This is a genomic window from Neobacillus drentensis (assembly GCF_021560175.1).
Taxonomy (GTDB): Bacteria; Bacillota; Bacilli; order Bacillales; family Cytobacillaceae; genus Neobacillus; species Neobacillus drentensis_A.
On sequence record NZ_CP091110.1, the window covers coordinates 4083002 to 4107572 of the forward strand.

A 24571-nucleotide genomic window follows, 5' to 3' on the forward strand; every position below is an offset into this window, starting at 1 on the left:
CTCAGATGAGCACAATCGCAAAAATGAATGCCCCCTAAACTACAAATGTCGAAAAGAAGAATAAGATTTCTTTCTTCCCTATGAAAGAATAATTTTATACCGTGTGAAGTGGTTTTTTTGCAAGCAAATTATCCCTTAATAAAACATTGGTATCCCAGGCACCCAATAAATACATAGCACCTAATGCACGATCATATAAGCCATAGCCCGGTCTGCATACTTCATCCCAAATATGTCTACCATGATCGGGGCGAGCATATCCACTGAAACCGTTTTTGTAAAGTGCATTAACAATGCTAGTAATTGGTAAAGAACCATCTTCTACTCGGTGGGAAGACTCAATAAAACTGCCATCTTCAAAATGTTTAATATTTCGTATATGAGCAAATGGGATCCGATCTGAGAAACTATTCACGATATCAATTAAATCATTAGAAGGATTTACACCTAACGAGCCAGAGCAAAAAGTTAATCCGTTGGATGGGCTATCTACTGCACTTAATAGACGCTGAATGTCCTCTTTGTTCTTTACTATTCGTGGTAATCCAAAGATGGGAAACGGCGGATCATCTGGATGAATGGCCATCTTAATTCCACATTCCTCTGCAATCGGGCATATTTCTTTTAAAAAATAGGTCAAATTCTCTAATAAATTCATTTCGGTAATATCCTTATAAAGGCCAAAAAGCCGCTGCAAATCTTTTAATCTTTCAGGCTCCCAACCTGGAAGGGAAAAATCCTTTGCGTTTTCTTTCATATTCTTTACGACCTGCTCTGGTGATAACGAGTGAACTTTAGTAGCATCAAAGTATAATGCGGTACTGCCATCTTCCATTTCTTTAAATAAATCCGTACGGAACCAGTCAAATACAGGCATAAAGTTATAACATACCACTTTTACACCAAATCTGCTTAAATTTTTCAATGTTTCTTTGTATGTCGCAATATATTGGTCTCGTGTAGGTAATCCAAGTTTTATATCTTCGTGTATATTCACACTTTCAACCACGTCAGAATTTAACCCGTATTTATTTGCTTGTTTTACTACTTCCTCGATCCGTTCGAAAGGCCATACCTCTCCGACAGGTACATCATGTAGCGCCCAGACGACCCCTTTGACACCTGGGATTTGACGGATTTGTTTTAATGTAATGGAATCATTTCCATCTCCATACCATCTAAACGTCATTTGCATGTATGGTTCACTCCTTTAATTAACGCTCTCATTTTAAAAAATCTTATCCCTAAACCTAAAATGATATCAATATGATTATTTGACTTAATTCATTCCATTTTTAATTGCCAACTGTGTAAATTTTAGCTCACTTTGCCAATAGGTAATGAAAATAGAAATACTTGAGAAAAAGAAAATAAAGATGATTGGAAACTTTAAAGAGATAAAAAATAGTCCATAAAGACAAATTATATTGATGAAGGTCAGATGAAATTTATACAAGCCAAATTTTAAGGCATTGATAAGTAACTGTTTCCCTGTATAATAACCATTGACCATTAACGGAAACAAATGTAAAACAACCGCTAAAAAGAAAACCAACATTAAACAGAAAACCAAGTATAAGAAGATTTTTATGTTTGAGTCAATTTTTGTAATGATATGGAAATCTCCATAAAGCAACACACCAAATATTACAATAAAAAAACCGGCAACCATGCTTTGTCTGAAATTTTCTTTCATTAATTGAAAGTATGTTGTGATAATGGGCGGTTCTTTCTTTTTTATCCATTGTCTTGCAACTCCAAAAGCTGCAGCCGTAGCGGGGAAAATGGTGATAATTGGTATACAGCTAATTAAGAATATAAGGTTCAAAAGGGTAAAGTGATAAATCCAAGTACACGTGCGGTATAACCAGCCGTCTATCTGTAACATAATGATACACACCTTCTCTTATTTACTTATAAATTTTAAAATAGCAACATAGATCATCATAAAGTCGGTCTTTTCTAGCAGAATAACTCACGAACCTGCTTTGTATAGACCCCCTTCTGGTTTTTCTGCTAATGCATAAATATTTCTTTTTATAAGATCCTTATTTTGCTTTGTTGCAAAAAGGAAACTGCCTCATAAAAGGCAGTTTCCAAACAATTAGTTTTTTATTTGTTTTGAGCCTTGTAATTCTTTACATATTCATCATAAACCGCCTGTCCGCCTTGAGCCATGTATTCTTTAACCAATGATTTGTACAAGTTGCTTACTTGATTTGGCTTAGCAGCAATTAATTTTGCAAGCATCTGAGCAGAAAAATTCTTAAGTGAGGCATTGAATTTTGCATCGGCTGAATTCGGCGTTGAATAGTAATAAGGAGCATAGTAATCAACAGATCCAACCTTTAATGCATTCTCTACTTCACTTTCAAAACCAGGATATCCTGCCGAAACAGCTGCAACGTTCTTCTCTTTGTCACCAAGCTCGATACCGTTTGAAAGAATATCGTAGTCGAGGTTGTTTGCAACAGTCATCATCTTCTCGCCTGAATTTGTAGTTCCTGTCTGTTTTGGAACTCCATTGACCATGTTGTAATCTTCCCCTTCTTTACCATTCTGTAGGAAGAGGGTTACCTCTGGGTCAGACATCCAGTTCAGATATTTTATGGCAAGGTCAACGTTTTTACTTGATTTCGGTACAAGGATATACATACCATTAGGAGCATATCCTGGCTTAGGATGCTTTCCTGCATCATTTGCCCAAGGATCAATAGGCACTAGTTCTGCACTAGGGACGTTCTTCTTAAGATTGACAAGGTCACCAGGAGCTGTCCTGTATGGACCATCCCAGTTCGTGATAAAGGCTCCAACTTTTCCATTGGAAATATCTGCATCCAGTTGTTTTGCATCTTTGTCAGTAGCGAAACTCTGGCTAATCAAACCTGCATTATACATCTTGTTCATATATTGAACAGCTTGTTTAAATCCTGGTAAATTCCAGTTGTCCTGGTAACCGGGACTTGTCTGCAGTGTAGCAAACTGTTTTTCAGTCAGATCTGAAGGTTTAAAGGCTTCCGGAATATTACCTACTCCTGGATAGGCAGGTTGAAGTGCATATCCAAAAGGAATAACTCCGCTTACATTCCCCGGATTCTTCTCTTTGAATGCAGCCATAGTGTTATAGAACTCTTCTGCTGTCGTCGGAAGAGGAAGACCAAGTTTATCGAGCCAGTCTTTACGGATAAATGTATTCATGCCCAGGAGTACAGTTCTCTTACCTGGAATGGCATACTGCTTACCGTTAAACTTACCATACTTTAATAAATCATCTCCAAGATACTTCGAGAGGGTAGTTCCATCTTGTTTAAGGGCTGAACCAAGGTCTGCCAATCCACCCTGCTGTACATAATTATAAACAGTGCCCTGGTTGTAGGTGAAAACGATATCAGGGGCCTCACCTGATGCCATCAATACATTTAACTTGTCTACTTCCTGGGTTCTAGGAACTGGAACAAACTTAACAGTTGCATTATACTTCTTGCCGAACGTCTCATTGATATACTTTGTCCAGTAGTTATTATTCAAATCCGGCTGACCGGGTTTTCCTCTGTCAAAAACTTCAACCGTTAATGTTCGATGTTCTTTTGTATCCCCTGATGACTTCTCTGCTGTACCACTTGATTTGCCATTTGATGCTGTACTCTGACAAGCGGCCAAAGAAGCAGCAAGTGCAACTGCAGTGATAGACGCAAAGAAAGGTTTCAGTCTCTTTATCTTCATAAAATCCACTCCCTTTGTAAATTTTAATAATGAATAAAAGCGCGCAGGTCAGATTAAAATGATTGATTTCATCAGCCTATATTAACCTTTGATTGCACCAATGGTAATGCCGGATACAAAGTATTTCTGGAGCCACGGGTACACAAGCAGAATCGGAACGGTACCAAACATAATGCTCGCTGCTTTCAGTGCCTCTGAAGGAAGATTTGTGTTGACATTCTCTCCCGCCATTTGTTGTGAAATATTGATCACATTGTACAGTTTAAGCTGGATGGTATACAGGTTTTCGTCTGTAATATAGAAAAGAGCGTCCTGAAAATAATTCCATCTGAATACCGCGTATAATAAAGCGATGGTAGCAAGTGCAGGCTTGGAAAGTGGCAGCATGATCTTAAGCAGGATCTGCAGATCATTGCATCCATCCAGGTAGGCAGCTTCTTCAAGGCTTTCAGGTAAGTTCTCAAAGAACGATTTCAATATAATCATATTGAAGACACTCATTATACTCGGTAGAATCAGTGACAAGGAGGAGTTTAGTAGATTCAGATTTTTTACAAGCATATAATCCGGAATCAAACCACCGCTAAAATACATGGTAAACACCATCACTAACAAGAAAACATTTCTGCCCTTGAGCCTTTTTCTACTCAGCGCGTACGCTGCCAAAACGGTGACCGCCAATGAAAGGAGCGCATATACAAGGACCAGAATCATCGTGTAAACCAATGAGTACAGCATACTGCCATCCGCGAATACAACCTTGTAGGCTTCGATATTAAAGTCTATAGGGTATATGGTGACCAGCTGGGATACAATTGCCCGATTGGAACTAAGTGATTCCGATAGAACATAAAGAAAAGGAATCAGGCATATTAAAACCGCTATTAAAACAATCAATGCAGCTGAATAGTCAAAAACTCTATTTTTCAATTTTTGTGACATTGTCAGTACCTCCTTACCATATTCCTTTCCCGCCTAATTTCTTAGTAATAAAATTGGAACCTAACAGAAAAATTAAGCAAATAACGGATTGGAATAGACCTACGGCAGCACCAATTGAGAAATTTGCAGATTGAATACCTACACGGTAAACATAGGTGCTGATAACGTCAGCATAGTCCATAACAAGGTTGTTCTGCAGGTTGAATGGACGGTCGAAGTTAATGGCCATAATATGACCGAGCTGCAAAATAAGAAGGATTGCAATGGTCGGTCTTATCCCCGGCAATGTAACATGCCAGATTTTTTTTAGCCTTCCTGCCCCATCCACGTCGGCAGCCTCGTAGAGCTCTTTGTCAATTCCCGTCATAGCAGCAAGATACAAAATCGTACCCCACCCAGTACTCTGCCATACTCCAACTAAAGAATAAGTTCCAATCCATGCAAATTTATTCGTTAGGAACGGTAATGCATCGCCGCCCATACGGGTAATTAATGAATTGACCATTCCTGTAGGTGTAAGTAACTGAGCAACAATTCCGCCGATAATAACCCATGAAAGGAAATGCGGCATATACAGGATGGTCTGACTGATCTTTTTAAACCTTTTAAATGCCAATTCATTGATCAGGATAGCTAAAATGATTGGTGCCGGAAATCCCACAATTAAATCCAAGGCATTAAGCATCAAGGTATTTCTAACAACCTCAAAGAATTGTGATGTGGCAAAAATTTGTTTGAATGTTGCAAAATTATTCCAAGGACTCTCGCTCAAACCCTGAAACATATTGTAATCCTTAAAGGCTATCAGGATTCCATACATGGAGCCATATTTAAAGATCAAAATATAGGCCACAGGGATAACCAGCATGAGGTAGAGTAACAAATCACGTTTTAAATAATAAAGTAATCCCTTATTCGTTTTAAGTGGCTTTACCATGATATCGTTTGTATTAAGAGCAAGGTCACTATCCTTTACCTTTACCTTCATACATTACCACCTCCGTTTTAACAAAATCAGCTTGACCGCTATGGAGTCTTTTTATAGATGGGCACTTTCTTCTCCCGTCGCAATTTTATGTCAAATACGACAATTGCTTATTTAACGAAGTCACTCCCATGTGCGACCTGCTCATACGTATGGTGTGCTGTCTCAATTTGTAAAGCCTGTTCTTGTGCTTCAATACATAATTCCGCAGCTCTGAAGGTATGCTCCTGTGTCATTGCATGCTCCGTTCCATTTAGGCAGTCAAGGATAAATTCCCCAAAGAACGGATATCCAACTTTTCCAGATAATTGATAATGCTTCTCCCCTTGCTTGTTCACCAAATATAAATGATCTCCCTGTGAATCTCTTGCAATATCAATATACTTTCTCACTTCAATATAACCTTCTGTTCCTAAGATAGTGACACGGCCATCTCCCCATGTACCAAGACCATCCGGAGTAAACCAGTCGACACGGAAATAGAAGGTTGCACCGTTATCTGCGACTAGGGTAGCATCACCAAAATCCTGGAATTTTGGATATTGTTTAAAATGATAATTTCCTACCTTACTATGCAATACTTTTGCATCTTTGGCTCCAGCATAATGTAAAAATTGCTCAATTTGATGGCTGCCAATATCACAAAGAATACCGCCATAATATTCAGGATCAAAGAACCAATCGGGTCTGCTTTTCGGATTTGCGCGATGCGGGCCTGTCCCAATGACCTGAATGACTCGCCCAATGGCCCCTTCCTCAATCAATTGTCCTGCAAACATGGAACTTTCAGAGTGGAGGCGTTCACCATAGTAAATTCCCCATTTAAGTCCCGTTTCGGCTACCTTGATTCTCGCTTGTTTCACCTGATTCAATTTTGTAAAAGCAGGCTTATCTGTAAAATAATGTTTTCCATGGTCAAGGACACGAAGACCAAGCGGACCGCGCTCTGAAGGGATATTCGCACTTGCAACCAGCTGTATATCTGGATGATTAAGAATCTCCTCTTCACTAGTTGCTATTTTTGCCTGAGGATATTTAGTAACGAAATCATTTACCTTCTTATGGTCCGGATCGTACACTAGAGTGAGCTGAGCCCCGGCCTCAATTAAGCCATTGCACATTCCATAAATATGGCCATGATCTAACCCAATGGCAGCAAATTGAAACTCCCCTTCTCCAACGACGACTTTTTTAACCAAACCTTTTGGTGCATAATTCATTCCATCATTTCGTTCCATATTACTCTCTCCTTTTTGTTTAAGATAGAAAAAACAATTATTCGTATTTACCACCAGTAGTAATCACATTTTCTGTAAAATTAATAACATGGTTTTTCTTCTCATAAAAGTGGGTGGCGTTTTTCAATACTCCTTCTCTGGTATAGAACGGACTTTCCTCATTTAATGGAAGCTTTACGGTTTCTCCAGTGCTTGCTGATTGGTAAATCGCTGATATTAATTCAAGCGTTTGTCGTCCTTGTATTCCATCCACTAACACTGGTTTTTGACCTTCAATGGCTAATAAAATATCTTCAATCTGTGCTGTATGACCTGTATATTCTAAGTCTGTCAATTGGTCATAGGCATTCTGAAGTTCTGCCTCCAGCTCTTCATCTTTTTCAGGGAAACCATTTTGTTTCGATTTCGATGCCGCAACTTTCCACGGAACAGATACCCTTGCATTTTTTCCTTGGAAGATCAATTGCTGCTCCTCTCCATGATGAACAACCGAGCTGGTAATTTGCGCTAAACTTCCATTCGGATATCGGAAAATGGCAACCGATAAATCTTCTACTTCAGCATTATCATGTGATGTATTGCTTGTAACAGCTGTTACTTCTGAAGGCATTCCATTCATCCAATGAAAAATATCGATATGATGGACCGCATGGTTTAATGTGCAGCCGCCGCCTTCTTTTTCATATGTACCTCTCCACCATAAATCATAGTAGCAGTGACCTCTCCACCAAAATGAATCCACTTGCGTATGTACAATAGGACCCATTAACTTTGTATCAAGGATTGCCTTAAGCTTCATCATCGGATCTGTAAACCGATTCTGAGAAACAATCGATAATATCTTGCCGCTTTGTTCCTGTGCCCGGTTCATGGCATCACATTCTTCTAAGGATGCAGCCATGGGTTTCTCAACAAGAACATTTTTTCCAGCGTTTAAGAAGTCAATGGCAATTTCAGCATGTGTATATGGTGGTGTACAAACGGAAACCAAATCAATATCAGGTCGGTTTAACATGTCATGGTAATCACTGTAAATATCAGCGTTTAAGTTAAAATCTTTTGCGGCCTTTTCAGCTTTTTCCGAATAAATATCGGATACTGCAACAATCTCACATCTGTCTGGAAATTGCAGGTACCCCTTGATATGTGCATTTGAAATTGCACCAGTACCAATAATTGCGACTTTAATCATCCTGTTCCATCCCTTTCTGTTTTTAAATCCTTCCATATAGAAATCAGGCTTTGCCTGTTACTACCTTAGTAAGATAAAACATGTAATGTGCCCCAATAAGGAATTCTGTCTTTTGGTATTTTTAGTTCTTCTTTTCCTAGCTGCATCATTTCCATCATCCTCTAATACTTTTAAACCGCTTACATTATATGTTTTTAAAAAAAGGAACAAAACAATGTTATTCCTTTTCTCACATACGGGCAGAGCATCCTCTGTGTTTACACGGTTGCATACAATAATGCTACTTCTTACGTTTGAAATATTCCGGGTATTCTTGCAATAATAAATCTTGTTCAGATAGCATCAGCCTTAAGTGTTTAGACATAAGTATTTCTGCCTTTGTTTTATCCTTTTCACAGATAGCTTCAAAAATTTCTTTGTGGTGATCTATCACAACATCCCAATCAAAAACCTTGATATCGGTTAACCGCAACATTCGAAACCTATATAAGTGTCCTGCCATGTCTTGTATCATCTTCCAGGTACGTTCTTTCCCGGAACATACATATAGAGCTTTGTGGAAAGCTTCATCTAATTCAAGGAATTTTTGAACTCCTTGGTTTCCTAACTCGTTAGAGACAAGCCTTTCCTGCATTTTTAGGTTCACTTCTAAATTAAAAATAGTTTCATCTATGAAGTTTTCACAGCATAAACCAACAATTTTTGATTCAATAATTTCACGGACAAACCGTGCTTCTTCTGCACTATCCAAATTGATGAGCGAGACATATGTTCCACTCTGAGGGATGATCGTTAATAATTCTTCCTGGGCTAATTTTAGAAATGCTTCTCTGATTGGAGTTCGACTTACTTCTAATAGTTCGGACATTAATTTTTCTGAGATTTTTGTACCAGGAATTAATTTTAAATTCAAGATGTCTGACTTTAGAGTTTCATAAGCAAATTCTTTGGCATTTACGATTGCACTTGGCATAAATTTTCCTCTTCTCGTTGTTCCTTTTTCTGGTTATTCGCTCTTATTTAAGCAGTAAGGTAAAAATTACCACACTACCACTCTAGTATAATTAATATTCTAATATGGTAGATTTAAGTTTATTGTACCTCATACCATAAAGATTTCAAGGGATTTTTTTCGACAATTTAGAAAATTATTAAAATAGACTCTTACCTCCTCTTCCATCAAATACTCTTCATACTCTTTTCCGATTTTCGCCATTTCAAGTTTAGAACATCCAGCTTTCGACTTTGAAGAAACAAATCTCCTTACAAATTCGTTGAAAAAGTCGGGGATGAAGATATAAAATGTCTTTTGCAAGAATCAGGCTATAAAGAGGAACCAGCACAATTATATATATGAGCGTCACAAACTTGATGCTGAATGGAATAAGTAAGAGCAAATAGACTAGGAATAATCTTTATTGTTATGATCTCGTTTGGACTGAAATACTAAAGGAAGAATATATGTGTAAAGCAGACTGTATATTATCCCTATATGATCTACTAATCAAACATTTAATTAAAAAAGCAGAATATTACTTTCGGCATGTCATTCACTTGGAAACTTATTAAAGATATTGTCGAACCAAAGTAAAGTATGCCTCAGAAATCCTACCCCAAATTCACGTGAAAATCTATAGTTATCAACTTCAATTGACATCCTATCCTTTCGTTCCACATAATTTGCTATTATTCAAATATTCGTTAAAACGTACAAATTATAGTGTTTAACTACTCTTTCAGGCTAACCTTCTCTACGTTCAAGTTCAGTTTCTTGATAAAGGTGAAAAATATCATCTTTAACTTTAATAACCACCTAGAATCATCCTAATTTTGGTATCTTAACCCGATTGGGATGTTATTTGGTAGTATCTTTCATTTTTATTTAGTTTTCGCAAATAGCCGATTTCATCATACACACTCCTTGGAGTCGAATGGCTTACGCACAATTTCTAAGGGCATCTACGATCCTAAAGTTTATACTTTGATATGAACCGAGAAATATATCCATTGCTCGTTCCTCTCTTGGTCGCTTTTTTGCCCTAAGAAGATGACAGTAAGGTAATAATTATCAAGATATTTAGTTGCCACTCTCTGAAAAAGATCCGTTCGCTTTTTTTAGCGGTTGTGGTATCCGTTAACTTAGACTTTGTTTGATATTGGATATTCCCTTTATTTCAAAAACCTTTTTACTCCTAATTCCATCATAGGTCTAGGAATTCCTAAATTAAAAAAGGTACGTCATGATTGACGTACCTTCCTGAAACACATGATCAAACTGTGACAGGAACAAAGAATTCCTCGTAAAGAGCCTGTACAGCCCGTTTTTCATCTACCTCTTTTACACCAAACATCATACTAACTTCAGAAGAACCTTGATTAATCATTTCGATATTAACCTTTGCCTTTGCTAGTGCCTTTGAAGCCTTTGCCATTGTTCCAACATTTTGCCGCATGCCTTCTCCCACTACCATAATAAGAGCCAGACTGTGGGCAACTTTCACCTCATCCGCATGTAGTTCATTTTTTATTCGATTAATCACTTCATCCATAATTTTCTCATCAAACTGGCTCTCCCTTAAAATGACAGACACATCATCAATGCCAGATGGCGTATGTTCATAGGAAAGACCATAATCCTCTAAAACCCCTAACAGCTTGCGCCCAAACCCGATTTCTCTATTCATTAAGTATTTGCTAACATATATACTGCAAAACCCTTTATCGCTGGCGATACCAATGACAGGTCCGTTTGTGTTGTCGCGGTTGTTCACAATAAGTGTTCCAGGGGCAGATGGATTATTTGTATTCTTAATATTGACAGGTATTCCTGCTCTAAAGGCCGGAACAAGTGCCTCATCATGCAATACCTTAAATCCAGCATAAGATAATTCCCGCATTTCCCGGTAAGTTAATTCTTTGATCTCTTTTGGCTTTTTCACAATCGAAGGATTTACTGAATAAACGGCATCCACATCTGTAAAGTTCTCATATAAATCGGCCTTTAAAGCATTGGCGAGAATGGATCCGGTAATATCCGAACCACTCCTTGAAAAGGTGAATACCTCTCCATTTACACTATAACCAAAGAATCCTGGAAAAATTAAAATGCCAGACCGGTCATTTAAGGAGTTTAATCGTTCATAGGATTCCGGTAATGCTTGTGCATTTCCCGGCTCATCGCTTACAAGCAGTCCGGCCTCCCTAGGATTCACATAATGAGCCTCTACCCCCCTTGATTGAAAATAGGCGGCTACCAATTTGGCATTATTATCCTCACCACTAGCTTTTAACAAATCAAGAAATCGGTCAGGTTTGTCTTGGTTACTTGCTATTCTTGTTAATAAGTCATCATGGATTTCCTGGATTACTCCATCAGGTAGATTTAATTCCTCTGCTATGACTGCATATCTTTCCAGAACAGCAGCTAACTTTTCCTTGGGATCCTGATTTACTAAACAAGATTCCGCACATTCAATCAATAAATCGGTTACCTTTGTATCTTCTGCATACCTCTTACCCGGAGCTGATACAACAACAACTTTACGTTCCCGATCAGCAGTAACAATTTGAAAAACTTTCTCCAACTGTCTTCCGGAAGCTAAAGAGGATCCGCCAAACTTTACGACTTTCATGGATACATCCCCTACTCTATAAAAATATAATTTTAATTTTATTACAATTTAGAAAATAATCAAGAGTTTTTTCCATGCATAATGAACAATCGTCCATGTATAAAAGACAATTAGGAAATACACAAAAAAGAGTGAGCTTTAACTCCAGTGAAATCACTGTTTTAACCCTATTTCCGATTTAAAATAGTTTTTGAAATTATTGAATTAGCTCGATAAAATGGGCTAAGATTCTTGCTGTTAGTCCCCAAATCGTTTTATCGCCATAGCGATAAAAATATTCGTCCATCACTCTAGCCCGCCAATTATATTTTTCTCCCCCGGGAATTAAATCAAACGGAAAGTTCTCCGAAGGCTCCGCTTTCAGTGCGACGCGATAGATTTCCGGCTCATTATGGATAAAGAACGATAAAGGAACCGTAAATATTTCCCCAACCTCTGCTGGACTTGGCTTAATTTTTTCAGGGTTATTGATATAACCTACATAAGGATAGAGAATCATTCCAAAAGGGGAAATCATATAATCTAACGGAAAAACATTCGTTATATCTTGTTTATTAATCCCTAATTCCTCTACTGTCTCACGGATAGCCGCACCTTGTTCATCTAAATCTTGTGCATCAATTCTCCCGCCTGGGAAACAAATTTCTCCCGGCTGTCGCCTTAACTCGAGAGACCGTACTTCAAATAACACATGTAGTCCCTCCTCCTTCATCAATAACGGAAGCAAGACCGCATATTTTGAAAATCTTTCACTACCTAAAATCTTAGGGGTATGATCATTTAATTTGATTAAAACGGAATCTAAATCCATAATTTCACCTCACTCTATATGTATTATAAAAATTACCTATTACTACAATACCACTTTTTTCTAATAGAAAAAACATACCTTCTTTAGGTATGTTTTCAACAATTGAAATAGTAGGAAAATATATCGTTTGATAACGTTTATTAAAATGAAAAAGTTTTTTACGTTAAGCTAGGATGGCTCGATCGCTCGCCATTTGTGTCCCGCGAATTCGTTTAAATTCACTTAACAATCCTTCAATTGTCAGCTTTTGCTTTTCCTCTTCATTCACCTCTAAGATTATTTGACCCTTATCCATCATGATCAAGCGATTTCCTAGGTCAATGGCCTGCTGCATGTTATGGGTAACCATTAAGGTAGTCAGCTTATACTTAGCAACTATTTCCTTTGTTAAATTTGTAATAAGCTCAGCACGAGAAGGGTCAAGTGCGGCTGTATGTTCATCGAGCAGAAGAATCGAAGGCTCAGTAAACGTCGCCATTAACAGGGAGAGTGCTTGCCGTTCCCCCCCAGAAAGTAACCCTACCTTTGCACTAAGACGGTTCTCAAGACCAAGATGGAGGGATTCAAGCACCTCCCGGAAATAATCCCGTCTCTTTTTTGTAACACCTTTTCGAAGTGTCCTCACTTTATTTCGTGAATAGGCCATTGCAAGATTCTCTTCAATTGTCATACTTGGAGCAGTCCCCGCCATCGGATCCTGAAACACGCGTCCAATCATTTTTGAACGGTTATATTCTGACATGTTCGTAACATTTTTTTCACCAATTTGGACTTCACCAACATCGGGGATTAAAACGCCTGAAATAATATTCATTAACGTTGATTTCCCAGCACCATTGCTCCCAATAACCGTTACAAAATCCCCTGGGTTCAGAAAGAGGTTGACATGATCAATTGCTACTTTCTCATCCGGGGTTCCTTCATTAAAAATTTTATGAATCTGATTTAAGTGCAGCATGATTGTCCCCCTTTGCTTGTGAAGAAGTCTTGATTAGGTTCATTCTCTCCGCTTTCCTTCGAGCTTTGCGTTTTCTTTCTTTCGAAGCATCAATTATTTTTGGTGCTGTCAAAGCAATAATGACAATTATCGCTGTAATTAACTTCATATCACCAGGGCTCATAAATTCTGCTCTCAGTGCTAGAGTAACAACGATTCGATAAATGATAGAGCCCCCGATCACAGCAAGAGTCGTTCGGGCCATTGTTTTGGTTCCAAAAAGTGCCTCACCGATAATAACCGATGCTAAACCAATGACAATCATGCCAATTCCCATACCGACATCTGCAAATCCGCCTTGTTGAGCAATAAGTGCCCCTGAGAAAGCTACCAAGGCATTTGAAAGGCCAAGCCCTAGAACCACTAGAATATTTGTATTAGCAGAAAAGCTGCGAATCATTCGCTTATTGTCACCTGTAGCCCTTAATGCAAGCCCAATTTCTGTTTGTAAGAATAGATCCGTAAGGAACTTGATGACTAATGTCACAATGATCATTAAAATCAAAATTCCCCATGTTTCAGGGAGGCTGTCACCGAGTCCCACCATTGTTAGAAAACGATTAAAAAATGCATCAATTCCCCATTTTTCAAATACGCCCCCGATTTTTGTAAAGGCTGTATCAGCATTTAATAGAGGTATGTTTGAACGTCCCATAATCCGTAAATTAATAGAATATAAGGCGATCATCATTAAAATACCTGAAAGTAAGTTATTAATTTTTCCAAATGTATGAAGAAGCCCTGTCATACACCCAGCAGCAAATCCAGCAAATAATGCTGCAATTGTAGCAACAAAAGGGTTAACTCCATTTGCAATTAGTACAGCTGACATAGCGGCCCCTGTTACAAAACTTCCATCCACCGTTAAATCTGGAAAATCCAGAATACGAAAGGAAAGATAGACGCCCAGTGCCATAATCGCATAGATTATGCCTGCCTCAAACGAACCAAATACGGCTGTAAACATTGAGATCATCCTTTCTTTTAGTCTTAAAGCCCAACATTTAAGTATCCATTGAATTTATACTTATGTATGAATCAAGGAGGTAACCTGTCAGACAAGGTTTCCTCCTTGATAATGTCCTGCTATAAATTATTTTCCATCGTAGAATTCGCCGAGCTTACTCCATTCCTCTTTCACTGTTAAGCCTTGGGCCTCAGCTGCTTTCTTATTAATGATTAGTTTTAAGCTCTTTGGAAGCTCCACTGGGATTTCGGAAGGCTTTTTCTTACCAGTTAGAATGTCCGCTGCCATTAACCCGGATTGATAACCTAAGTCATAATAACTGAATCCACTTGCGGCAACTGCCCCTTTTTTCATGGAGTCAAGTTCTCCAACGAAAAGAGGAATTTTCTTACTGTTAGCTAACGCAATAACTGAATCGAGAGCGGTAACAACGGTATTGTCAGTAGGAATGTAAATTGCATCGACACGTCCAACAAGGGACTCAGCTGCTTGTTTTACTTCTGATGTATTTGATACGGAAGCTTCGACCAGTTTTGCTCCTTTTTCTTCTACCAATTTTTTCACTTCTTTTACTTGAACCTCTGAATTTTGTTCACCTGAATTAAAAATCACACCAACATTCTTGGCTTTAACTTCCTCTGTAATAAAGTTAATGGTTTTCTTTGTGGCATCAGGATGATTATCAGTAGTACCTGTAATGTTTTTACCTGGTTTATCAAACGATTTAACAAATCCCGCTCCGACTGGGTCCGTTACCGATGTAAAAACAATTGGAATATCCTTAGTAGCATTTAAAGCAGCGGTTGCACTTGGTGTAGCATTGGCAAAAATCAAGTCCACTTTATCTCCGACAAAATTATTCGCAATGGTTTGTGTATTATTCATATCTGCCTGCGCATTTTGCTCATCAAACTTAACCTTTAACCCCTTATCCTTTAACGCCTGCTTAAATCCTTTCGTTGCTGCATCTAATGATGGATGCGGCGCAAACTGAGTAATACCTACATTAAATTCTTTCCCTGAACCGGTTTTTTCCGAACTTCCTGAAGATTCCTTGCTGCCGCATCCAGCTAACAGCAGCATACCTGCTAATGCGATCGAAACTGCCTTTACCTTTCTTTTCATAAACATGCTCCCCCAATTTCATTACAATTTTCAAATAATTTTTTATATATTAAAAATTATTATTATTCTAGTATCTTTTTTAGATAAAAGCAATAGAAAAGCCAAAAATAATTTTTCGCTTTAAAGGATCGAAACCGCAGGCTTAGAGCTATTCTGGTAAAAACGGCTGTTACTTAAGGTTTTTTAATAGAAAAATGCCCTCTAACTAGTAGAGGGCATTTTCAGAGGTATACTATTTTTAATGTTATTGCCAGTTTGGCTTACCAATTACGTGTATTTTCAAGAAGTTGATCAATCTCCACTTTTTTCACTTTATTATTGTTTTTCTCAGATGTTAGATCTGAAGTAGCTTCTAGTAGTTGGTCGATATCGATTAATTTGATTCCCATCACTAACCTCCATAGAACTTTTGTCAGTTATTTTCTACTAAACTATTCGAGGTTACTAGAGAGAACATGGGGGTTGTTTTATAATTTTTTCTAATTAAGCTGTTACTTTTATATCTTTTTGACTCTTACTTTTTTTAAAAAAGTATTTCATCATTGGTGGAGTAACGATTGTTGTAACAAGTACAACCATAACTAAAATAGCAAAAAGCTGTTGGCTTAGTAAATCACTCTCAAGACCGATTGCTGCTATAATTAAGGCCACCTCCCCCCTTGATACCATAGCCGCGCCAATTCCAAACGAGCTGTTCCAAGAGAATTTCGCCAATTTTGCACCTGCAGCAGCTCCAATCAACTTTGTTAAGATTGCTAGAATACTAAGCCCAATGATTGTCATAAGATGTGGGGAAATTCCGTCAAAACTAACCTTTACTCCGATTGAAATAAAAAATACGGGTACAAAAAGTGAATAGCTAATGGTTTCTACTTTTTTAAATACCTCATCTTTTAATTTGGTTAAACTTGTGGCCAAGCCAGCAATATAGGCGCCAATTATCGCTGCAACACCTGTTAACTCTGCCATATAGGCAAACAAAAAGCAGATGATCAGTGCACCGGAAATAACTGATTCTGTTACCTTTAAACGAGAAATTCTAGTTAAAACCCAAGGTACTAGCTTCCAGGCTCCCAATATCGCTCCACCGAAAAAGAGAGCCTTTTTCAATAAGATCATACTGAAATTCACCTCACCACCTGCCATGCTCATTAAAAAGGCCAGCGCTACAATGACTACGACGTCATCGATAACAGCTGCACCTAAAATAGCTGTCCCCTCTTTTGACTGCATTTTGTTTAATTCTTTAAGAGCCTGAACGGATATACTCACACTTGTCGCTGAGAGCAATAATCCTAAAAATGACGCTTCAAGCGTCGACATATTCATGATGACTCCAGCTAAAAAACCTATAAAGAACGGAACGATTATTCCACTTATCCCTACTGAGGCTGAGGCCTTCCAAGAGTGTTTAAATTCATCTGCATCAGTCTCCAGGCCTGCCATAAACATTAACAAAATAACACCAATCTGGCTGAACTCTTCCAAAATCTTCGTTTCAGAAACAAGGCCAAATACAGCCGGACCTAAAAGGATTCCAACAAGAAGCTCACCTAGAACTGAAGGCTGGCCTAATTTAACAGTAATAGCCCCAGCCACCTTAGAAGCAAATAATATAATAACTAACTCGAGAATGAAGTCCATCTTTTCACCTTTCCTTTCAAAATAAATAAAAAAGAATCTGTGTTTTAAACAACAGACTCTTTTTTCCGTAAAAATAACATCAAAAAAGCCCGTCAACCAAAGGACATAATAATCCCTTGGTGACAGGCTCCTCCAAAAACATACTATTTTATTAAGTACATTATAACAAACTTTATCTTTAATATCAACCTATTGGAATAACTTGGTATTAATTCCACTTTCGTATCCTATCAAAGATGGTAACTTTCAGGAAGGTTATAAAAGTGGATTCTCCCTTTTGAACTTTTTGCTTATGCCATTCATTAAAGCTGGCTATCGTTATAAGGATTAGCCCGGAAACCAGCAAATATGCCCACCAAGGCATGTTCCCCCAATAGGGTCTTGTTTGCAGGAAAACATTTAACAGGAGCACGCCTGCCCCAACGAAAAAATACGATTTTATTTGGATAAACATACCGGCCACCATTGATAACAAGGAAAGTGATCCTAAAATAATCGCATCATAGATGGTACTGCTTGCCATTGCATCTTGGATTAAAATCAGTGACACGATCACTAAAACCAGCCATTGAATTGCCTTGACCACCTTCGCATATTTCCCCTTTAAACAACGACGGATGAAAATAACCATCAGGATAAAAGGAAGAACCTGTACCTCGCGCAGCCACAGTGACGGAATGTATATTGCGCTAATGATCGCATAATAGGGTTGTAACAAATAAGCGCCAGCTGCGATTATGATAAAATCAGTCAATTCACTAGGGACTCTTTTTCGTTGCAGCCAAAAAGAAAGGGCAATCAACATTCCCGGCAATGCATGACTCCAAAGGTACTGATTTTCTAAGAAATACATAAACGCATAGAACAAAAAGGCAATGACTGTATATCCGTCTATTTTCACTTCCAAAATTTTTGTTCCTGGTTCAAATACCTTCTTGTAAAGGGACTGACCTAGGAATGTGAAGATCGTTCCAATAATGGCAAAGACAAGCATTTTTTCAGAAGCAGGAAAATCACCTGCGTACATGTACTCGATTGTGGCCAAGAAAGCAAAACCTAGTGGCACCAGTGTGATAATATCCCATTTTACTTTATGCAAATAAATCAGTAACACCAAAACATATAGCCAAGTTATAAGATATGGGATGATTCCAAATGGATAGACCATTAGCATCGAACCAATCCCCATTACGGAAAATGGAACTAAATAAAAGGTTGTTCTCCTTCTATATTCCTGATCAGCAAATTGGACCATTCCGAGCATTAGTCCGCTGGTGATCGGGAAGGCAAATCTCTCATCGATAGAAAGAGGCAAACTTTCCATTCCTGTAGAAATCACAAAAAATAATAGAGTAAAACTTCCATATAGAAAAATCTTTATTTTCCATTCCTTAACAGCTAATTTTGTGCTAACTGCATAACCTGCCAATGATAGTATAAAACAAAAGATGGCATCGGTATGATACACAAACCAAGAAAATACAAGTGCAAGTGGCAAGATTAGGTGCCCGACCCACGCAAAAGCAGCCTCGAAGTCCGAATTCGATCGTCGATATAAACCGGCTATGACAAGGAGTAGGATAGCACCTACAGTCGGGGCTAATCCCTTTACAAGGTGATAAACAGCATAATTCTCTGTAATCGCATGGATAACTGAAAAATAACATAAGATGGTCGTTATACTGATAAAATAAGCGATCCACTTGGCTCCAATCCTATTATAAAAATAGGAATACATCCCTATTCCTGCGGCCATAACCAGAGGCTGAACCCAAGTGTAATTGATTGGACTAATAAAAGCTTGGAATATTGCGATTGTATAAAGAAATTGGGATACATACAGTGAATTCCTTGCAAAAACTTGTTTAGAAAGCTTCGCCCAGACCGTGCTTGTAAATAACACCATAATTGCTCCAGCAGCGAAACTAATTGTAACTCCATATTCAGAATGATACGTAAGCGAGTTAACATTAAACTCCTCACCAAAAGCTGCAAAGGAAAGTCCAAGTGCACTAGGCAGAACCCAGGATGCCACTTCCTTTATTAAATTTCTTTCTTGATATTGATGAAGTAAAAAGGCTGCCACTGCTAACAGTATAAGCATCACTCCCAATTCCCACCAATAAAGAAGAGCGACCGCCATCATCATGGAAATGGCCATGATGGATAATCCAACCTCTACAGCTGCATGTCGGATCATCTGCACATACTTTATTAACTGCAGGATCCCAAAGACACAAAGCAGAATAAACCCTGTTAAAAATACTCTTAGAGCCAAATTGATTTGCTCAATTGGAATCGTCATTAATGATATTCCTTCATAAATACCTGATGACAAAAAGAGTGAACTTAAATAAGGGAAAAGGAATCGAGAGCGATTATTGGTAAGGTAAATGAAATTCACTGCCATAATAAAGTAGGCAATCATCAATACAAAAGATGGCTGTCCAGAACGGAGCAGGAACCCTTCAAGACTAACATAAATAAAAGCTAAACCAGAGATGATGGCACTTGTGTATTGGAAGGCTTTGTCTAATGAAAATCTCTTTTCTAAAGTTCTCGGGACAAAGACAATCCCAAATGCCACTAATGCGTAAACAATGCCGCCTGCATATTCAAGGACACTATTCTCAACGAGCTGATAGACCCCATAAACCAACATGACCGTAAAGATAAAATGATACTCCTTCTTGCCCGTTACGTAGATCATTGATAAATAAATGACAGCAGTTAATAGGAGGTTAAAGCTATGCACTACCTCATTATCAAACAGAAATAGCATAAAGAGGGTAGAAAGAATTAAATTCACTTGGATAAATGGTATAAATTCTTTACTAAATAATTGAAGAAAGCTGATGGCTTTCACCCGATGGAAAACAACGACAAGTATTGCATTAAATAGAATCATTCCTAAATAGAATAGATCCACTTTTAAATGGAGGGCAGCTAATAAAAAGGCAGCTCCCAGAGAAAGGGAAACAAAGGTGAACCAGACAAATAATCGGGAATCCAAATTTTTAGCAAAGAGTATATAGACGATAAGAGAAAGAATGCTTCCAAGCATGCCAAGTACATATCGTCCCCCACCAGCAATCGATAAATACGAACCTAAGAGCCCAAACCAGCCTAAAGAGAGAATAAAAATCGGTAAGAATAAACTCCCTAACACGGTGAAAGCAAAAGCCGTTTTATCAATATGCAGCACCTTTTCGGAAATGAAAGCCATTACATAAAATAACGATGAAACAATGGCAATTGAGCCGCTTTTCATAAAATTTGTCATAGATTCCCAATTACTTGTTGCTACAAATAAACCACCGATTAGTAGAAAAATAACCCCTATATTTAACGACCAGGTTATGTTTCTTTCCCGTACCTCTTCTTGCGAACGTGCCTTTTTAAGTTTGGCCGGTTTGGGAGAGGAAGCGGGTAAGAGGCTGGATTGGAGTGAATCCATCTTGGGTTTAAGGGTTAGTTCATTTTCTTCATTTAGTAAATCGAGTTGGTATTGATGATGTGCCTTTGCCACTGTATCCACGATTGCATTTGTAAGATACCCTTCTTCTCTCAACTTATATAATTCATTCCTAAAGATTCTTCTTCGCTCTTCTCTTCTATTGAGTTCCATTTAAACTCCCCTCATTCCTTCAATTCAGGTGGTTTATGTAAATTATGGGATATTTTATAAGATTACCCCTTTAGTGTAATTTTACACGATTTTAACTAAATTTCAATCCTTTTTCTTTTTCAACTATAATCGAGTTTACGTTTGGGGAAAATATCTGTATGATAAGAGAATATTTGTTTTAAAAGAAGGAGTATTTTATGCTGACATTTGATGAAAAACTAACAATTATTGAATCATACCCGCAATTAGAACGAAAAGATGTCTCTCTAAAACGTATTAATTTTCAACTTCCAAACAGTATTTCCGATAAAAAGAATATTGTCTATCACTTACATCCAAATGGAAATGGCTTTGTTTATGCCGGCCACCTCGATCACTATGATACGGATGATAAAGGAATGGTCAATATCCGAGATTTTTCAGCTATGCAGCTTCGGAGTATCTTAACTGAATCTATTGATGGATTGTCACCACAAGAAAAATCAATCAATGAAGAAGCCATTATTGGAGATTTAAAAGAAGAGCGCTGGGTTAATGAAGAGGGCAATGTTTTAGTTTTGCTATATGAAAGTGAAGTTTGGAATATCTATTTTGGCTTAAACCTCGATGAAAGCTTTGATACATACGAAGAAGCGATAGATTTCATGCGGGAAGAAGGCTTTAAACCTGAACAGAAATAGAACCAAAAAGGCTGTGCTATATGTTAGCACAGCCTTTTTATTGTTTGTTATATTCTGCATCAATCCATTGATCTAAACGCTTAATACTTTCTTTTGCACGATCATATTCAATCGTACGATAATGATGCATACCGCCTTCTTCTTCATCTTTCTCATCAGCCCATTTTACCACTTGCTGCAGAGGTGTTCTTATAATGTCATTTGAAGGTAAAAATGAGTCGGTATGAAAAAGAATTGCGAGTGCAATCGTTTTGGCTTTAATTGGGTTTTCCCCTAGGCGAATCAATAGCTTATGTGCCCGTTCCGCCCCTTTTATTGGATGAATATCATTTTGTTTATATAGGTCATAATCCCATTTTCCGTTTTTATACCAAGTATAGTGTCCCATATCATGGAGAAGCCCTGCTTTAGCAGCGATGTCAACATCAAGCTGCTGTTCTTTACTCAAATGAAAAGCATGGTATGCTACCGCTATCGCATGGGCAAGTCCCGAGCGGTTTAAATACTTTTGGGCAATGCGGTGTTCAAATATATCCAATAAAGTTACATCTCTCATGCGATCCACTCCTACCTGTTCCTAAATCTATTTCATTTATTATATGCTAACCTGTCCCAAATGGCTAATTCTTTATAACGTTCAATTACATAAAAAAGAGAAGGACCTAGTTTAGTCCCTCTCACATATGTTAATTTGCTTCAGTTGTTTTTGTTGTTTTTCCCTTTGGTCCTAAATACTCATAGTCATTAGGATTAATTGGTGTATATCCCTCAGGCTTATAGAATCTTAATAAGTCTTTATAAACAATTTCATCAGACATTTGTAATTCCGTTTTTACCTTTTCATCCACGCTCTTACATGGTGTATTATCATCTAAAAGTAATGTTGTTTGATAAGAATAACATTTATCGTTTAGCTGGATACCATCTTGGGAAACAAAGTCACCATTTCTGAATAACGCCCAATTGCGATGATCTTTCGATAGCAGGTCAGAACCAAATTCCATATAATCCTTCGTATCAATACCTAATAAATGAAGTATAGTTGGACGGACATCCACTTCGCCGCCAATTTGATGCTGAATTCCACCTTTCACACCAGGAACGTGGATAAATAAAGGTACTTGCTGCAGCTTCGCATTTATTGCCGGTGTAATTTCATTGACTCCCAATACCTTTGCCATTGCTTCATTATGGTTTTCAGATATACCGTAATGGTCACCGTACATAACAATGATGGTCTTATCATACAAACCATCTGCTTTTAAATCATTAAAGAACTGCTCAAAAGCCTGGTCCATATAATGGGCAGATTGGAAATACTGGTTAACGACCGAATCCCCGTAATCACCAGCAGGAAAATCAGTATCTTCCGGATCCATTTCGAACGGGAAATGGTTAGACAATGAAATAAACTTTGTATAGAACGGCTGCTTTAAACTTTCAAGCATTGGAATGGATTCTTTAAAAAATGGTTTGTCTTTCATGCCATAGTTTTTAGTATTTTCATCCGTCATATTGTAGTATTCTGCATCAAAGAACTGATCATAACCAAAAGCTTTATAAATAACATTTCTGTTCCAGAATGTCTTATAGTTGCCGTGGAATACAGCGGAACTATAGCCCTGTCCTTTCAGAATCGAAGGCATAGCTTGATAGGTGTTTTGTGCCTTATTTACAAAAACAGCCCCTTGTGCCATAGGATATAAGGAATTCTCCATTAGAAATTCAGCATCTGATGTTTTCCCTTGACCTGTTTGATGGTAAAAATTATCAAAATAGAAAGTACTTCCATCGTGTGCCAATGAATTAAGAAATGGTGTAACCTCTTGACCGTTTGGCATCTTATAATCAATCATAAAGTTTTGGAATGACTCCATCGAGATATAAAGCACGTTCATACCTTTTGCCTTACCAAAGTAAACAGGGTTTGGGGCGGCATAGTTAGCTTTCCGATAGTTCTCTACATCGGTAATATCACTGCTGTCAGCCAGTGCCCGCTGACTAGAGGACTTAATATTTTGAATCACATCATAAATCGTAAAGTTGTAAGCACCCAAATATTTGACTAAATAGTTGCGGTCAAATGAACGCGTTAATAATTGCGGACGATCCTTTTCTGCTAATCCCAAGTTAAAAAGAAACGTTGTGATGGCAAACAAAAGTACAATTTTGTAAGACTTTTTATTCGTGACCGTCACCTTTTTGAAAACAGTTACTGCCAAAACAATTAAGATGATCGTATCAAGAAAATAAAAAATATCTAAAGGCGACATTAATGATAACGCACTATCACCCAATTGCCCGGCATTTGTTTTAGTCTGCATTAAGACAGGTACCGTAATAAAGTCATTAAAAAAACGATAATACGCTATATTAGCGTATAACAAGAATGATAAAACGAAATTAATGATAACCATTACGAGTTTTGTATGTTTCTTAAAGAGCAGAGCTAAACCAAGAAAGAATAGCGCTGAACTTAATGGATTTATCAACAATAAAAACTTCTGCAAATTATTATCAATTCCTAAGTTAAATTCAATTTGATAGGCCGCATATGTTTTGATCCAGAATAATAAAACGGCTATTACAAAGAATGAAATATGGCTGTTTTTTAATGTTTTAGGTAATTTAATTTTATTCATAACATAATTCTCCTCTCACTTACCAATAAGCTCCGGTAAACGAACCTCAATTACTATAACACACTTTCAAAAAAATTTAAAACATAAAATATGCCATTTTATGTATGGATCAAACCATTCCCACTTGTCATTTTTATCTTTTTTTCAACACAATAAGACAAGACCCATACCTGTCCATTTGGATAAATTCTCCTTTATACTATGACAGTTTTATGGAGGACATGACTATTCATTTCTCAAATATATATGACGTTCAGCGTGATGGTTTTGTTTCAATCTCATGAAAATGTTTTTCCTTGTGCCAGAAATACTTCATTTTTCATTGCTGTTAATGATATGTCACCTATCATAAACCTGAACTTAAC

At 37.6% G+C, this 24571-nt stretch carries 19 protein-coding genes; 1 reads left to right on the forward strand and 18 read right to left on the reverse strand.

The window, feature by feature from the left end; translation table 11 throughout:
- Positions 1–94: 94 nt before the first annotated feature.
- From uxuA to L1999_RS19200, 16 genes are all read right to left on the reverse strand, one after another.
- Positions 95–1195 carry a mannonate dehydratase gene (gene uxuA / locus L1999_RS19130; RefSeq protein ID WP_235740004.1) on the reverse strand — a complete coding sequence of 367 codons (1101 nt, stop codon included), beginning with the start codon at positions 1193–1195 and terminating at the stop codon, positions 95–97.
- Positions 1196–1279: 84 nt separating this feature from the next.
- Positions 1280–1888 carry a YesL family protein gene (locus L1999_RS19135; RefSeq protein ID WP_235740005.1) on the reverse strand — a complete coding sequence of 203 codons (609 nt, stop codon included), beginning with the start codon at positions 1886–1888 and terminating at the stop codon, positions 1280–1282.
- Between the two features lie 224 nt (positions 1889–2112).
- Positions 2113–3723: an extracellular solute-binding protein gene (locus L1999_RS19140; protein ID WP_235740006.1), complete on the reverse strand. Its 1611-nt coding sequence runs from the start codon at positions 3721–3723 to the stop codon at positions 2113–2115.
- 81 nt (positions 3724–3804) lie between these two features.
- Positions 3805–4665 carry a carbohydrate ABC transporter permease gene (locus L1999_RS19145; RefSeq protein WP_235740007.1) on the reverse strand — a complete coding sequence of 287 codons (861 nt, stop codon included), beginning with the start codon at positions 4663–4665 and terminating at the stop codon, positions 3805–3807.
- Between the two features lie 13 nt (positions 4666–4678).
- Entirely contained in the window at positions 4679–5653 is a 975-nt protein-coding gene (locus L1999_RS19150; RefSeq protein ID WP_235740008.1) for an ABC transporter permease, read from the reverse strand.
- A 107-nt stretch (positions 5654–5760) separates the two neighbouring features.
- Entirely contained in the window at positions 5761–6888 is a 1128-nt protein-coding gene (locus L1999_RS19155) for a Gfo/Idh/MocA family protein (RefSeq protein WP_235740009.1), read from the reverse strand.
- Positions 6889–6925: 37 nt separating this feature from the next.
- Complete coding sequence (locus L1999_RS19160; protein WP_235740010.1) at positions 6926–8080, reverse strand: Gfo/Idh/MocA family protein; 1155 nt, start codon at positions 8078–8080, stop codon at positions 6926–6928.
- A 280-nt stretch (positions 8081–8360) separates the two neighbouring features.
- Positions 8361–9053: a GntR family transcriptional regulator gene (locus tag L1999_RS19165; RefSeq protein ID WP_235740011.1), complete on the reverse strand. Its 693-nt coding sequence runs from the start codon at positions 9051–9053 to the stop codon at positions 8361–8363.
- A gap of 1297 nt (positions 9054–10350) precedes the next feature.
- Complete coding sequence (locus L1999_RS19170) at positions 10351–11712, reverse strand: aspartate kinase (protein WP_235740012.1); 1362 nt, start codon at positions 11710–11712, stop codon at positions 10351–10353.
- Positions 11713–11908: 196 nt separating this feature from the next.
- A complete protein-coding gene (locus L1999_RS19175) occupies positions 11909–12523 on the reverse strand; it encodes an NUDIX hydrolase (protein ID WP_235740013.1) in 615 nt (204 codons plus the stop codon).
- A 163-nt stretch (positions 12524–12686) separates the two neighbouring features.
- Positions 12687–13481 carry an ABC transporter ATP-binding protein gene (locus tag L1999_RS19180; RefSeq protein WP_235740014.1) on the reverse strand — a complete coding sequence of 265 codons (795 nt, stop codon included), beginning with the start codon at positions 13479–13481 and terminating at the stop codon, positions 12687–12689.
- Positions 13456–14487, reverse strand: coding sequence for an ABC transporter permease (locus L1999_RS19185; RefSeq protein WP_235740015.1), 1032 nt, complete (start codon positions 14485–14487; stop codon positions 13456–13458). The genes L1999_RS19180 and L1999_RS19185 overlap by 26 nt, the downstream gene beginning before the upstream one ends.
- Positions 14488–14613: 126 nt before the next feature.
- Positions 14614–15612, reverse strand: a complete 999-nt coding sequence (locus L1999_RS19190; protein WP_235740016.1) for an ABC transporter substrate-binding protein — start codon at positions 15610–15612, stop codon at positions 14614–14616.
- Positions 15613–15872: 260 nt separating this feature from the next.
- Positions 15873–16001: a hypothetical protein gene (locus tag L1999_RS29665; protein ID WP_275677086.1), complete on the reverse strand. Its 129-nt coding sequence runs from the start codon at positions 15999–16001 to the stop codon at positions 15873–15875.
- A 94-nt stretch (positions 16002–16095) separates the two neighbouring features.
- Positions 16096–17256, reverse strand: a complete 1161-nt coding sequence (locus L1999_RS19195; protein ID WP_235740017.1) for a cation:proton antiporter — start codon at positions 17254–17256, stop codon at positions 16096–16098.
- 208 nt (positions 17257–17464) lie between these two features.
- Positions 17465–20884, reverse strand: a complete 3420-nt coding sequence (locus L1999_RS19200; protein WP_235740018.1) for a hypothetical protein — start codon at positions 20882–20884, stop codon at positions 17465–17467.
- A 197-nt stretch (positions 20885–21081) separates the two neighbouring features.
- On the opposite strand from L1999_RS19200, the gene L1999_RS19205 reads away from it, so the two are divergent.
- Positions 21082–21564, forward strand: a complete 483-nt coding sequence (locus tag L1999_RS19205) for a hypothetical protein (RefSeq protein ID WP_235740019.1) — start codon at positions 21082–21084, stop codon at positions 21562–21564.
- 37 nt (positions 21565–21601) lie between these two features.
- Here the strand turns inward: L1999_RS19205 and L1999_RS19210 are convergent, their stop codons facing one another.
- A complete protein-coding gene (locus L1999_RS19210; protein WP_235740020.1) occupies positions 21602–22120 on the reverse strand; it encodes an HD domain-containing protein in 519 nt (172 codons plus the stop codon).
- Between the two features lie 130 nt (positions 22121–22250).
- Positions 22251–24206: a lipoteichoic acid synthase gene (locus L1999_RS19215; RefSeq protein WP_235740021.1), complete on the reverse strand. Its 1956-nt coding sequence runs from the start codon at positions 24204–24206 to the stop codon at positions 22251–22253.
- Positions 24207–24571 lie beyond the last annotated feature (365 nt).